We start from the raw sequence: 14,316 nt of genomic DNA, 5'->3' as shown, positions 1-14,316 counted from the left end.
CCTTAATTAATCTTTACCTACGTGTAAAATGGCTAAAAACGCTTCTTGCGGCACTTCAACGTTACCCAATTGCTTCATGCGTTTTTTACCTTCTTTCTGTTTCTGCAACAGTTTTTTCTTACGGCTCACGTCACCACCATAACATTTCGCTAACACGTTTTTACGCAATTGCTTCACTGTTGAACGCGCAATGACTTGGTTACCGATAGCCGCTTGAATTGCAATATCAAATTGCTGACGTGGAATTAACTCTTTCATTTTTTCCACGAGTTCACGTCCGCGATATGCCGAATTATCACGATGCACGATCAACGCCAAGGCATCAACACGATCACCATTAATCATAATATCCACACGCACCATATTCGCCGCTTGGAAACGTTTAAAACCATAATCCAAAGAAGCATAACCGCGTGAAGTCGATTTTAATCGGTCAAAGAAATCCAACACCACTTCACCCATTGGAATTTCATAGGTGAGAGCAATTTGGTTACCGTGATACACCATATTGGTTTGTACACCACGTTTCTCCACACAAAGGGTAATGACATTCCCCAAATATTCCTGTGGCACCAACATATTACATTCCGCAATCGGCTCACGAATTTCTTGAATATTATTCAACGGCGGCAATTTAGACGGACTATCCACATAGACAATCTCACCGTTCGTGAGTTCAACTTCATACACTACCGTTGGTGCAGTAGTAATCAAATCTAAATCATATTCACGCTCTAAACGCTCCTGAATAATTTCCATGTGCAACAAACCAAGGAAGCCACAACGGAAACCAAAGCCCAAGGCACTAGATGTCTCAGGTTCATAGAACAACGAGGCATCATTTAAACTCAATTTACCCAAGGCATCACGGAACGCATCATAATCATCGGAACTCACAGGGAATAAACCGGCATAAACTTGCGGTTTAACTTTCTTAAAGCCCGGTAAAACTTCCGTCGCGCTATTGTGCTGATGGGTCAAGGTATCGCCCACAGGCGCGCCTAAAATATCTTTAATGGCGCAAACTACCCAGCCCACTTCGCCTGTTTTCAGCTCCGTAGTATCCACTTGCTTCGGCGTAAAAATACCAAGACGATCCACATTATAGGCTTGCCCTGTTGACATCACCTTAATTTTATCGCCTTTCTTAATCACACCATTTTTCACACGAACAAGGGACACCACGCCCAAGTAGTTATCAAACCAAGAATCGATAATCAATGCTTGTAACGGCGCATCAGGATCGCCTTGTGGCGCAGGAATTTTATGCACAATTTCTTCCAGCACATCTTCAATTCCCACACCTGTTTTCGCCGAACAACGCACGGCATCAATGGCATCAATTCCCACAATATCTTCAATTTCTTCCGCGACGCGCTCAGGATCTGCCGCAGGCAAGTCGATTTTGTTCAAAATTGGCACCACTTCCAAATCCATTTCAATCGCGGTATAGCAGTTAGCCAGCGTCTGTGCTTCTACACCTTGCCCGGCGTCCACGACCAACAATGCCCCTTCACAAGCCGCCAACGAACGAGACACTTCATAAGAAAAGTCCACATGCCCCGGCGTATCGATAAAGTTCAACTGATAGGTTTCCCCATCTTTCGCCTTATAATTTAAGGTCACACTTTGTGCTTTAATAGTAATACCACGCTCACGTTCAAGATCCATCGAATCCAAAACCTGCGCTTCCATTTCACGATCAGACAAACCGCCACAAGTTTGAATTAAACGATCTGAAAGGGTAGATTTACCATGGTCAATATGAGCAATAATGGAAAAGTTACGAATGTTTTTCATCATAAAGTTAAAATCAAAATAATAAGAAATGGATTGTAAAAAGTTTAATCAAAGAATTGTACCTGAAAGGCGTGAGAACTTCTAGGGGAAGAGTATTTTTTGACGTATTTGTATATACAAATTGAACAAATTTCTATTATGATTATTCTCTCATTTACAACAAATACAAGTAAAAGAAGGATACACAATGCCAGATTTAAATGAAAAATGGGATAACGGTGAACTCGGCTGCGATGAACGTTATATTGGTGTAGTAGAACTGAATGCAGAAAAAGAAGATGAACTTAATGCAGCATTAGGTTTACAACCCATTTCAATTCGTCTACAAAAATCACTTATTGAAGATTTAAAAAATATTGCATTAATCCACGGTTTAGGCTATCAACCCTTGATAAAGCAAATCCTAAGCCGCTTTGTAGAGGGTGAAAAAAGACGTATTGCGGATGAGCAAATTCGTGAGGCGGTACGAAAAATCCAAGCCAAGAAAGTCGCTTAAAATGCAAAACAATCGTGATAAATCAAGGGCGAAAAATATTTCGCCCCTACCATGTTGTTTTTTTATCCATCCTACGCCGTTTTTGCGTTCTCGGACAGGGATAAACCCTGTCCCTACGACGTATTGCGATGACACCGACAACACCTATGACGTAATCGATATTAGACATGAACCGTAGGGACACACTGCGTGTGTCCGAAAAATATTAATAAAGTCAAAAGGGTGTGAAAATATTGGTAACGGACACACGCAGTGTGTCTCTACAAGAGTGACCAAGGTTTTTTTCAATGATTTCAATGGATTAACCGTAGGGGCGAAATATCTTTCGCCCCAAAACAATCGTGATAAATCAAGGGCGAAATATCTTTCGCCCCAAAAAATAGAAAAGGAAAAACTAAGCAAAAGTTGGTGCAGGAATAACTGAAAAAACGGCTTTTTGAGATACTAACCACAAATCATAGTCTGCCTGTTGGTGTAACCAGCTTTCGGGGCTTGGGCTGTTTTCACCTAACCAAGCGTGTAAACGTAAAGCCATTTCTGCGGTAATCGCAGATTTACCATTCAGCAGACGAGAAAGAGTAACCCTATTTATGCCAAGCTGTTTGGCAGCTTCAGTTACGGTTAAACCAAGTTCAGGCAATATATCTTCCCGAATAATTTCCGCCGGATGAGGTGGGTTATACATCTGCATATTTTACTCCTAATGGTAATCTTGATAATCAACAATTTCAGCGTGTCCATTTTCCAATATAAAGGTAATACGCCAATTACCGTTAACTTTTACACTCCAATGATTAGATAAATTTCCAGTTAAAGGGTGCAAATTCCAGCCAGGGACATTCATATCTTGAATAGTTTTACTACTATTTAAACGTGCCAAAATACGTTTTAATTTTGCTGAATGCGCAATAATAATGCCAGCAGTTGAACCTGTTTTGTAAAATTTTTCAAGTCCTTTATGTTTAAATGAAAGTATCATAAGGCAACGCTATAGAACATAAATTTATACAAATTGTAGTGTATCGCACTACAATTTTCAATGCGAATTATAAAATAATTCCAAAAAAATACCCCAAGGCTCGCCTCGGGGTATCGTCAATTCAGTAAACTTTCAGAATTATAGAGATTCAGTGAAAGTACGAGTAATAACGTCACGTTGTTGTTCCGGTGTTAATGAGTTGAAACGTACTGCATAACCAGAAACACGGATTGTTAATTGTGGGTATTTGTCTGGGTTGTTAACCGCATCTTCTAACGTTTCACGGCGTAAAACGTTAACGTTTAAGTGTTGACCACCTTCAACTTTAACAGTTGGTTTAACATCAATTGGTAACTCACGATATTCGAATTGACCTAATTCGCTTACTGCAACAACTTGGTCTTCTGCGAAATCTTTTTTCGCAGCTAAACAACGTGCTTCACCTTTTTCTGCGTCTAATAACCAGAAAGAGTTTAATAAGCTATCATTTGCAGCTTGAGTAATTTGGATACCTTTAATCATTTGTTTGCCTCCATTTGGCTGTTGGGAATTTAAATTTAATTTTCAAAAGTTATTGCAAATTTTATCAAAAAATTTGAATAGATCAACTAGTTTTTGATTTCAATCAATTCCAAATACCGGTACATTTTATAGTCAAATTGATCCAAATCAAATTCAATAGGTGAAGAATACCTATTTTTTATGTGGCTATCAAGATCTGTTTTAATAAAAAAACTACCGAAATTCACCGCACTTCTTTATAATCAAGCGAAAAAACGCAAAGGAAACCCCGATGAAAACTTGGAAAGACGTGATTGGCGCAGAAAAAACACAGCCTTATTTTCAGCAAATTTTAGCGCAAGTGAAACAAGCGCGCCAAAGCGGACGCACCATTTACCCACCGCAAGAGGAAGTCTTCAACGCCTTTAAACTCACGGAATTTGAACAAGTGAAAGTGGTGATTCTCGGGCAAGATCCTTACCACGGGCCCAACCAAGCGCACGGTCTCGCTTTTTCCGTAAAACCAACGGTAAAAATACCGCCATCGCTAGTCAATATGTACAAAGAGCTACAAAACGAATACCCCGATTTCCACATCCCCAACCACGGCTATCTTTTACCTTGGGCGGAACAAGGCGTATTCCTACTCAATACCGTACTCACCGTTGAACAAGGGCAAGCCCATTCCCACGCCAACTGGGGCTGGGAAACCTTTACCGACCGTGTTATTGCCGCCCTAAATGAACATCGCGACAACCTCGTCTTTTTGCTATGGGGTAGCCACGCACAAAAAAAAGGGCAGTTTATCGACCGCACTCGTCATTGTGTACTGACCAGCGTTCACCCCTCGCCTTTATCGGCCCACCGCGGATTTTTAGGCTGTGGGCATTTCAAACAAGCCAACGACTATTTACAATCTCACCGGTTAACACCAATTAACTGGCAACTTAAGGACATTTAATCGTCATGTTAGCTATTATCTCCCCAGCCAAAACCTTAGATTATGACAGCGACATCCCAAAACTGGCATACACACAACCGCACTTAACGGATTACAGCGAACAGCTCATTCAAATCTGCCGCCAATTTAGCCCCAATGAATTGGCATCCTTAATGTCAATTAGCGACAAACTCGCAGGATTAAATGTCGCGCGTTATGCCCAATGGCAAAAAGCCCACAACGAACAAAACGCTCGCGCCGCCATTTACGCCTTCAAAGGCGAAGTGTACGCCGGCTTAGACGCTTACAGCCTAACCGCTGAAGACATTCAATTTGCCCAAACACATCTTGCCATGTTGTCAGGCTTATATGGATTACTCAAACCCCTCGACCTCATGCAACCTTACCGCTTAGAAATGGGAACCAAACTAGCCAACCCCAACGGCAAGGATCTCTACGCCTATTGGGGCAATATCATCACCCAATCCCTACAACAAGCCATTGATAATCAAGGCGACAATGTTTTAATCAACCTCGCCTCTGATGAATATTACAAAGCCGTCAACGCCCAACAACTCAAAGCACGAATTATCAAACCGATTTTCCTTGACAACAAAAACGGCAAATACAAAGTCATCAGCATCTACGCCAAAAAAGCACGAGGTTTAATGTGTCGCTACCTTATCCAAAACCGCCTCACGCACCCGGAACAACTCAAGGCGTTTGACTTAGAGGGATATGAATTTGATGACATCAAATCCACCGAAACGGAATGGGTATTTAAACGAGATTAACAAACTGTACGGGCGAAATATTTTTCGCCCTCAAATATAGAGAACTGAAAATGAAAAAAACAACCTTATTCATGACCTCACTTTTAACCGGCTGCACCATCACCAATGCACCGAACAACACACCAACAGAACAACATACCCAACTCAACGCGCCACAAACGCTCCAACATAACGGCAAAAATTACCAACGCAAAGCAGACAGCGATCTCGGCACCATCGCCCGATTTGTCTATCTCGAAGACAAAGACAGCCTAGAAAATTGGAACAGCGAAATCGAATTACTCCACGACCGCAACCAAGAACAACGCACACTCACCGAACGCCAAGCATTGCGCGAAAAAATCTACCGTAACACTGGGGTAAAACATTTCGACCTACAACAAAAAAACAACGCCCTATACAGCTTCGTCATCTATTCACCCACCCCCACCCAATCCAATTGGCAAGTCAACGTAGCGCGCGGTGAACAGGTTGAAAATTGCGGTTTTGTTCAATACCAATACATCGTCAAAGTTCCGAAAACCCAGAAACTCATGAACATGAGCAAAGTCAAACTCATCGGCTACCTCAAAAAATATGTCGTAGATAAAGAACGCACCCGCCTAGAAAATTTACCATGGCAATGGCATTGTGCGATATCAACGAATTCCTAATGATTTTTGGGCGAAATATTTTTCGGCCTTGATTTATCGTGAACAACATGTAGGGGCAAAATATTTTTCGCCCTGATTTATCACGAATGTTTTTGGGGCGAAAGATATTTCGCCCCTACGGTTAATCCATTGAAATCATTGGAAAAATCTTGGTCACTCTTGTAGGGACACACTGCGTGTGTCCGTTACCAATATTTTCACACCCTTTTGATTTTTTTAATATTTTTCGGACACACGCAGTGTGTCCCTACGGCATGATTTAGGGCGAAATATTTTTCGGCCTTGATTTATCGCGAACAATATGTAGGGGCAAAATATTTTTTGCCCTGATGTTCCTGTGATTGATTGGGGGCGAAAGATATTTCGCCCCTAATCGATAACGTCACAGATGTTATCGGCGTCATCGCCATACATCGTAGGGACAGGGTTTATCCCTGTCCGAGAACGCAAAAACGGCGTAGGGTGGGTGGAAAAACAACATGTACGGGCGAAATATTTTCGCCCTTATAAAAAAATAGATGCGTTTGTCAATAATTATACAGAGCGGTTTTCTTTTGGGGCTGAATATGCGAAGATAACTCACATTTCATCACTTACATCTCAAGGAGCAAGCGATGTCTTCATTAAATTTAGTGAGTGCTGCGGTAGCTTCAGCGGTTATGATTGCTCAACCAATAGATTTACCAAAACAGCATCAATATATTAGTCATATTCTTCATTATGAAGAATTAGTAACAGGCGTTGATATAACTGAACTAACAAACCGTGTCTTTATGGCAGAGCGGGTGTTGTTTGCGCTTTATCAAATTGCTTCTAAACAGCATTTAATTTTCAAACAATCAACAGAGATTGAATGGTTGAATATGTTTAAAGAAGCCGCAGGATTACTATTTTACTGCCAGCGTTATGCCCAAAAAGGAAGCGAACTGGAAACCGTGCTAAATCAATTTAAAGACACGCTAGATAAAATCACGCATTTATTTAAAGCCTGCGAATATCAAAAACGTGCTGAAGAAGTCTTAAATGACCGCTTGTATACTGAAACTCAAACAGTCAATTTAAAATTTGACGGAACACTTTCTCGTGAAGAAAAACGTGCTTTATTGTTATCAAAACGGAGAGTTTAATGAATGTATTATTTTCACCGGAGTTTGAAAATGGATTCTTAAATGAAGAATATTTTCAAGATTTACCCTATTTTAACGAATTCCAAATTGATATGCTGCTTGAATTTGTCGAAAGTGTCGAACAAGGATTGCCATTAAAAGGAAAAAATAAAACATCTTGGCAAGATAATCATCAGCAAGAAATTGCGGGTTCAGAATGGTATAAAAAAGGTCAGTGTTGGCATTATCATTCCGGACCATATCAAACAGATGAACCCAATTGTTATACAATAAATCTTGCTTGGAATATCAATGGATTAACTTCATCAGCCGTACTTCATTATCAGAAATTAACCGAAAATGATATTTACATTTTGGCGTATTCTCCGAAACATATCCCTTTCCCGAAACCGATGGAAAACAATCCTATAAAGAATAGAACAACTTAAAGTTACGCGTAATTAAAACCACGTTCTTGCCATCCGGTAACCGTGGGCGTTAGCCCGCGGTAAGTAAAGAAAAATCTAGTGATATTTCCAATAATTTGGGGCTAATGTGATTAGCCCCTACAACCATTCCACACCCACCCGTAGGGACAGGGTTTATCCCTGTCCGAGAACCCCAAACGACGTAGGATAGATGAAAAAACAACATGTCGGGGCGAAATATTTTTCGCCCCAAATAAAAATCCCACATCATACGTGGGATTTCAGACTGATGACAACCTCAAATAAATAACGGTATTGTAGGGACGCCACGCTTGGCGTCCATTACAAAGGCGAAGTGTAATTTATGTTTATGGACGCCAAGCGTGGCGTCCCTACAGTTCATATCTAACCGATTACGTCACAGATGTTATCGGTGTCATCGCCATATGTCGTAGGGACAGGGTTTATCCCTGTCCGAGAACGCAAAACGACGTAGGATAGATGAAAAAACAACATGTCGGGGCAAAATATTTTCGCCCTGATTTATCAAATGTTGAAGAAATGTAAAGATATGTAAAGATGATTGCATGCAAAATATAAATAAGTAATATACGCTTCGCAAATCCTTATAATTTACCTTTATTAGGTATTTTAAAAGGGAATTAACCTAAAACGGAAATAAAATCTTGACGATTGGGAGGGTAGTGTGCTACCCCCCCCCATGGCGAAAAAATTCTTTTTAATTCAACGTGTTATTGAGTTTTAGTTGTAACTTTTGAATAAGAGATAACGATTCATATCACTCTTTCCATCATTAAAACGGTTGCTGCAAGGCATTTGCCCTGCGGTGGGTAAATTTGCTTTGTAAAAAATACCGCGCGGTATTCAACAACATAGGGTAATCGACGAATGAATAAAATATTCAAAGTCATATTTAATAAAACAACGGGTAAATTAGTCGTTGTATCAGAGTTAGCAAAAGCAAGCGGCAAGGCTGCTTCACAAACCGATGAACGCACTGATATTTCTTCAGGTTCATCATTAAGCACATTAGGTGCGGTAGGGGTTGCGTCATTAGGTTTATTAGGGGCGGTTGCGCCTAATGATGCTGAAGCGGCTCGTTTAGCGATGGACGAAAATACGGGTTATATCGCGCCAAGTAGAGGCGATACGATTAGCAATAGCCGTAACAAAAACTCTACCATTTTAACGGTTTACCAAAATACCAGTGCAGGTATTAATAACATAGGTGGTGAAAACGTTGTTATTGGTATTAACACAACATCAAGCGGTACCGCAGGTAATGTGTTAATTGGTTATAACTCAACGATTGGCTCGGGTGCTGATGATTCAACCGTTGTTGGTCGTAATGCTGTGACATTATCTGGATTGACGACAGTAATCGGCAGAAGTGCCAATATTTCAACAAACTCAGCTCAATCTGTCGCAGTCGGTTATAACTCTGTCATTGGTACAGGTTCCGGACAAGCAACAGCTATCGGTACGAATGCACGTGTTGCGGCTAACTCGGCTAAAGGGACGGCAATTGGTGTAGATGCTCTCGTAATAGATAATGCTTCTCAGGGTACAGCGGTGGGCTCACGCTCAGTGGCTGCCGGACAAGCGACGGCGGTGGGTTCAGATACCTATGCAATGGGCTATTCTTCTATTGCTATCGGTTCTGATGACGTGGCAGCATCCGGAGGTTTTAGAGACCCTATTAGTACCTACGATTATCGAAATTATTTTAAAGAGTTATATGACACGCAGTTGCCGGGCGCAACACTCAAAATTGGTCAGATTCAAAACGGAGCTCGGATTAACGACAAATATGGTTACAACACCACAACCGATGCGAAAAGTGATAGTGTTATCTACTCACCAACCCTTGCAAACGGTATCGGTGCAATTGCTATCGGTTCGCGTACACTTGCAGCCGCTAAAGGGGCAACTGCAGTAGGTACTTTATCCTTTGCGCTTAAAGAACGAGCGACCTCATTAGGGACATACTCACGTGCGGAAGGCGTGGGCTCGGCGGCGATCGGTTCATATACCAATGTCTTCGCTGATAACTCCGTAGGTGTGGGTAACAATATCCAAATCCTAAAAAATGGCGGTATGGGTTACGGTTATAAAGCCTATTCAGCCGGGGAAAATGCCATTGCAATCGGTTCAAACGTGTATGCCAACGCTAGAATGAATACTCGCGGCACAATCGATGGTCAAAATATTTTTGGCTTAGACGGTTTATTAGGCACAGAAACCAACCTAACTACCTTAGAAAGCATTGTTAGCAACGCTAATACGCTTGTTAGCGAAAAACAAACCTTCAACGATGTTGCCAATATCACCACCTCAGATGGCGGTAAAAACACCATCGTATTAGGTTCAAACTCTGTTGCTCGTCAAAACAACTCCATTGCGATCGGTCGTGGTTCGTTCTCACTTGCCAACAACGCATTTGCTATCGGTTCATACACCTATGCTAACCAAGAAGGGGCAATGGCAATCGGTACTGCAGCGAAAGCTATGGGACAAAACGCTCTTTCTCTCGGTGTAGGCTCAAAATCGGCCAACATCAGCAGCATGGCGATTGGTAACAACGCCATCGCAACTCTTGCCAACTCAGTGGCATTAGGGGTGGGCTCAAAAACGGACTACACAGATGAACAGCTTAGTCAAGCGGGTTGGACAGCCAAAGGTGCTTACTCAATCCCAACCTCAGCCAAAGTGGGCGTAATCTCTGTAGGTTCCAAAGGGCTTGAACGTCGTATCGTTAACGTTGCTTCCGGTGCGGCGGCGACTGACGCCGTCAACGTGGCGCAAGTGAAAACCCTTGAAGATAAATTAGACAAAGCATTAGGCTCAAGCAGCTTAGGTATCCGCTTTATGTCTATTGATACCACAAATGCCAACGGCGACGCCGCCAAAATGGCAGCTGTGGTTAAACGTCAAGCGGACTACTCAACCTATATCGACGCACTTTCACAACAATTAACCATCGACTTACGTAAAAAAGCCGGTGAAACCTTTGACAACAGTGAATTGCAATCGCTCACAAACGCCTTAAACGAGGTTTCAACACGCTTAGGTACAGATAACACCGACAAAGCCATCGCATTAAACACCTTAAAAGCGGACATTGCACGCTTAAGCGGCACGATTACTGATGAGCAATTACAAACCTATTTAAACCGAATTCAGACCGCACTTTCTACCGACGCGGCGATTACAAACTTATTAACGGCAGAAGAACAAGCCTTAATCGCATCAAATAAAAACCTAAACAACGACTATGCCAAAGGGGCGGATAGTATTGCGATTGGTTATAACGCAAGTGCGGACGTAAATTCAAACAATTCTGTTGCGCTTGGTAAAGATTCCGCTATTACATCAGCAAACAACGCTGTTGCGGTGGGTAATGGCGCATTTGTAAACGGCGCAAATGGCGTTTCAGTAGGTAACAACACCACAGCGAATACAAATAGTATTGCGATTGGTGGCGGTGCAAACGCATCTTCAACTAACGCAATTGCAATCGGTAGCGGTGCAACAGCATTGAAAGCCAACAGTGTTGTTTTAGGTGCCGGCTCAAAAGCAGATCGTAATGTGACTAACACAACAACTGCAACTGTTAATGGCATTACTTATAACGGTTTCTCAGGTTTAACTGATGGCGGAAACGGCAGTTACGTCAGCGTAGGTAACAGCTCAACCGGCGGTCAGCGTAAAATCGTCAACGTAGCAGCAGGCGAAATCAGTCAAACTTCAACGGAAGCGATCAACGGCTCGCAATTGTTCTCAGTGGCGTTTAACCTTAGCCAAGCAATTAACAACACGAACAATAGAACCAAATATTACGGCGTAAATTCGGCTGCAGGTTTAGAGAACGAAAACGGTAGCGGCGCAGCAGGCACAAATGCGATTGCCATCGGTGCAAAAGCGGTTTCCGGTTCATCGTCTCAACCAAACACCACGACAGTCGGTTATAACGCTTCATCAACCCTTGAAGGCGCAGTCGCTTATGGTGCGAACACCCGTTCTTCAGGCGTAGGCTCTGTGGCGATTGGTCGTGGCGCAAATGCAAGCACAAATGGTGCTATTGCCCTTGGTGTTTCTTCGCAAGTGATTGACGGTTTGCACGCAATAGCGATTGGCGACAGCGCAAAAGCAAACGGCACAAAATCGTTAGCATTAGGGGTTGAAGCCAAAACCAACGGCGTAAATGCGACCGCTTTAGGTAAAGACGCCAATGCAACCGGCACCAACAGCATTGCCTTAGGTAACAATTCAACCACGAACGCCGCAACAACAATCTCAATCGGTAACAACGCTGCCGCAAACGGTACAAGCAGTATCGCAATGGGTAACGGCGCATTCGCACGTGCAGATAATTCTATTGCTATGGGGACTAACGCACGTGTTTTTGCAAATGCAACAAGTGGCGTCGTACTCGGTCAAGATGCCTTTATTGACGGCGTATCAAGCAATAGCGTAGTAATCGGTAAAGGCTCAAGCGCAGGCTTAGAAAGCCGTGGCGTAACCACCAACGCCGCTTCAACCACCGTAATCGGCTCAAATACGACCGCACTTTCTAACAACGCCACAACCTTAGGGGCGAATATTCGTTTAAGCTCAGGCAAAGACGGTGCTGTGATCTTAGGCGCAAACTCAGGCGAAGATGGCTCACACAGCACGATTGCAACCAGTATCACACAAGCCACTGTTAACGGTATTACCTATGGCAATTTCTCCGGTAATGTATCAGGTGCAGGCAGCTTTGTGAGCGTCGGTAGTAACGCGACGGGCGGACAACGTAAAATCATCAACGTTGCCGCAGGTACAATTGCAGCGGATTCAACGGAAGCGATCAATGGTTCGCAGTTACACGCAACCAATATGGTTTTAGGTAATGTTGCAAGCAGTGTTAAAGGCATTTTAGGCGGAAACGCGGCTGTTCAGGCAAACGGCTCGTTGAAGATGACCGATATCGGCGGCACAGGCAAAAATACCGTTGATGAAGCCATTGCAAGCAAAGCTAACAGCAGCACAAACTTTAAGTTTAAGATCGCAAATAATCAGACTGAAAATGCGAATACCTCAGGTGATGCAAAAACTTGGTCATTGGCAAACAATGACACTATCGCTTTTGCTGCAACCTCTGACTTAACCGTAACCACAGACGGCAACGGCACAGTGACCTATGGCTTATCAAGCACAGCGAAAAATGCTATCTCATCCGCATCCGCAGCGGCGTCTAGCGTAACGGAAAATATGGAGAAAATCAGCACTGCCGCCTCAGCTGCCGCTTCATCAGCAGAAGTAGCGAGAAGCTCTGCTTCAAGCGCGAACAGCTCTGCAAGCTCTGCAGCGTCTTCAGCGTCAAGCGCGAATAGCTCTGCAAGCTCAGCGGCATCTTCTGCTTCAAGCGCAAATAGCTCAGCGTCTTCAGCAGCGTCATCAGCGTCAAGCGCAAACAGCTCAGCGTCTTCAGCAGCGTCTTCTGCTTCAAGCGCAAATAGCTCAGCAAGCTCGGCGGCTTCATCAGCTTCAAGCGCAAATAGCTCAGCGTCTTCAGCGGCGTCATCTGCTTCAAGCGCAAATAGCTCAGCAAGCTCTGCGGCGTCTTCAGCGTCAAGTGCAAATAGCTCAGCGTCTTCAGCAGCGTCTTCTGCTTCAAGCGCGAACAGCTCTGCAAGCTCAGCGGCATCATCAGCGTCAAGCGCAAACAGCTCAGCGTCTTCAGCAGCATCTTCTGCTTCAAGCGCGAATAGCTCAGCTTCAAGTGCAGCGTCATCTGCTTCAAGCGCAAACAGCTCAGCAAGCTCAGCGGCTTCATCAGCCTCAAGCGCGAACAGCTCAGCGTCTTCAGCAGCGTCTTCAGCGTCAAGCGCAAATAGCTCAGCTTCAAGTGCAGCGTCATCTGCTTCAAGCGCAAACAGCTCAGCAAGCTCAGCAGCATCTTCAGCGTCAAGCGCAAACAGCTCAGCGTCTTCAGCAGCGTCATCTGCTTCAAGCGCGAACAGCTCAGCTTCAAGTGCAGCGTCATCAGCTTCAAGTGCAAACAGCTCTGCAAGCTCAGCAGCGTCATCTGCTTCAAGCGCAAATAGCTCTGCAAGCTCAGCAGCTTCTTCTGCTTCAAGTGCAGATAGTTCTGCAAGCTCAGCAGCATCTTCTGCTTCAAGTGCAGATAGCTCAGCTTCATCAGCAGCTTCTTCAGCTTCAAGTGCAGACAGCTCAGCGTCTTCAGCAGCTTCATCAGCTTCAAGTGCAGATAGCTCAGCGTCTTCAGCAGCGTCTTCAGCGTCAAGTGCGGATAGCTCAGCGTCTTCAGCAGCGTCATCTGCTTCAAGCGCAGACAGCTCAGCGTCTTCAGCAGCATCTTCTGCTTCAAGTGCAGACAGCTCAGCGTCTTCAGCAGCATCTTCTGCTTCAAGTGCGAACAGCTCAGCGTCTTCAGCGGCATCTTCTGCTTCAAGTGCAGACAGCTCAGCAAGCTCAGCAGCATCTTCAGCGTCAAGTGCGGATAGCTCAGCGTCTTCAGCAGCATCATCTGCTTCAAGCGCAGATAGCTCAGCGTCTTCAGCAGCATCTTCAGCTTCAAGTGCAGATAGCTCAG

11 protein-coding genes are annotated in these 14,316 nt (G+C 43.8%); 7 read left to right on the top strand and 4 right to left on the bottom strand.

Annotated elements, in window-relative coordinates; translation table 11 throughout:
- Positions 1 to 6 precede the first annotated feature (6 nt).
- Positions 7 to 1,800 carry a translation elongation factor 4 gene (gene lepA, locus Q0O89_RS03885; protein ID WP_135710763.1) on the bottom strand — a complete coding sequence of 598 codons (1,794 nt, stop codon included), beginning with the start codon at positions 1,798 to 1,800 and terminating at the stop codon, positions 7 to 9.
- A 187-nt stretch (positions 1,801 to 1,987) separates the two neighbouring features.
- On the opposite strand from lepA, the gene Q0O89_RS03880 reads away from it, so the two are divergent.
- Complete coding sequence (locus Q0O89_RS03880) at positions 1,988 to 2,296, top strand: hypothetical protein (protein WP_293730402.1); 309 nt, start codon at positions 1,988 to 1,990, stop codon at positions 2,294 to 2,296.
- 394 nt (positions 2,297 to 2,690) lie between these two features.
- Here Q0O89_RS03880 and Q0O89_RS03875 read toward each other — a convergent pair whose 3' ends face one another.
- The 3 genes from Q0O89_RS03875 to grcA all read right to left on the bottom strand — a co-directional run bounded on the left by Q0O89_RS03875 (position 2,691) and on the right by grcA (position 3,797).
- Positions 2,691 to 2,987 carry a HigA family addiction module antitoxin gene (locus tag Q0O89_RS03875; protein WP_293730401.1) on the bottom strand — a complete coding sequence of 99 codons (297 nt, stop codon included), beginning with the start codon at positions 2,985 to 2,987 and terminating at the stop codon, positions 2,691 to 2,693.
- A 9-nt stretch (positions 2,988 to 2,996) separates the two neighbouring features.
- Complete coding sequence (locus tag Q0O89_RS03870; RefSeq protein WP_293730400.1) at positions 2,997 to 3,275, bottom strand: type II toxin-antitoxin system RelE/ParE family toxin; 279 nt, start codon at positions 3,273 to 3,275, stop codon at positions 2,997 to 2,999.
- 138 nt (positions 3,276 to 3,413) lie between these two features.
- Positions 3,414 to 3,797, bottom strand: coding sequence for an autonomous glycyl radical cofactor GrcA (grcA, locus tag Q0O89_RS03865; protein WP_273316676.1), 384 nt, complete (start codon positions 3,795 to 3,797; stop codon positions 3,414 to 3,416).
- Positions 3,798 to 4,068: 271 nt separating this feature from the next.
- Here grcA and ung point away from each other — a divergent pair, with 271 nt between their 5' ends.
- From ung to Q0O89_RS03835, 6 genes are all read left to right on the top strand, one after another.
- Positions 4,069 to 4,737, top strand: a complete 669-nt coding sequence (gene ung / locus Q0O89_RS03860; protein WP_273393907.1) for a uracil-DNA glycosylase — start codon at positions 4,069 to 4,071, stop codon at positions 4,735 to 4,737.
- 5 nt (positions 4,738 to 4,742) lie between these two features.
- Positions 4,743 to 5,510, top strand: coding sequence for a peroxide stress protein YaaA (yaaA, locus tag Q0O89_RS03855; protein ID WP_293730399.1), 768 nt, complete (start codon positions 4,743 to 4,745; stop codon positions 5,508 to 5,510).
- Positions 5,511 to 5,560: 50 nt separating this feature from the next.
- Positions 5,561 to 6,163: a 6-phosphofructokinase gene (locus tag Q0O89_RS03850; protein WP_293730398.1), complete on the top strand. Its 603-nt coding sequence runs from the start codon at positions 5,561 to 5,563 to the stop codon at positions 6,161 to 6,163.
- Positions 6,164 to 6,777: 614 nt separating this feature from the next.
- The gene (locus Q0O89_RS03845) at positions 6,778 to 7,290 is read left to right on the top strand and encodes a hypothetical protein (RefSeq protein ID WP_293730397.1); all 513 of its coding nucleotides are present in this window, start codon (positions 6,778 to 6,780) and stop codon (positions 7,288 to 7,290) included.
- Entirely contained in the window at positions 7,290 to 7,718 is a 429-nt protein-coding gene (locus Q0O89_RS03840) for a hypothetical protein (RefSeq protein WP_293730395.1), read from the top strand. The genes Q0O89_RS03845 and Q0O89_RS03840 overlap by 1 nt, the downstream gene beginning before the upstream one ends.
- Before the next feature lie 888 nt (positions 7,719 to 8,606).
- Positions 8,607 to 14,316 (top strand): ESPR-type extended signal peptide-containing protein (locus tag Q0O89_RS03835; RefSeq protein ID WP_293730394.1); only part of this gene is annotated, 5,710 nt, incomplete at its 3' end.

It is taken from the genome of uncultured Actinobacillus sp. (assembly GCF_945915845.1).
Classification (GTDB): domain Bacteria; phylum Pseudomonadota; class Gammaproteobacteria; order Enterobacterales; family Pasteurellaceae; genus Exercitatus.
Note: the sequence above shows the minus strand (reverse complement) of the source record. Positions and strands in the feature narration are given on the sequence as shown.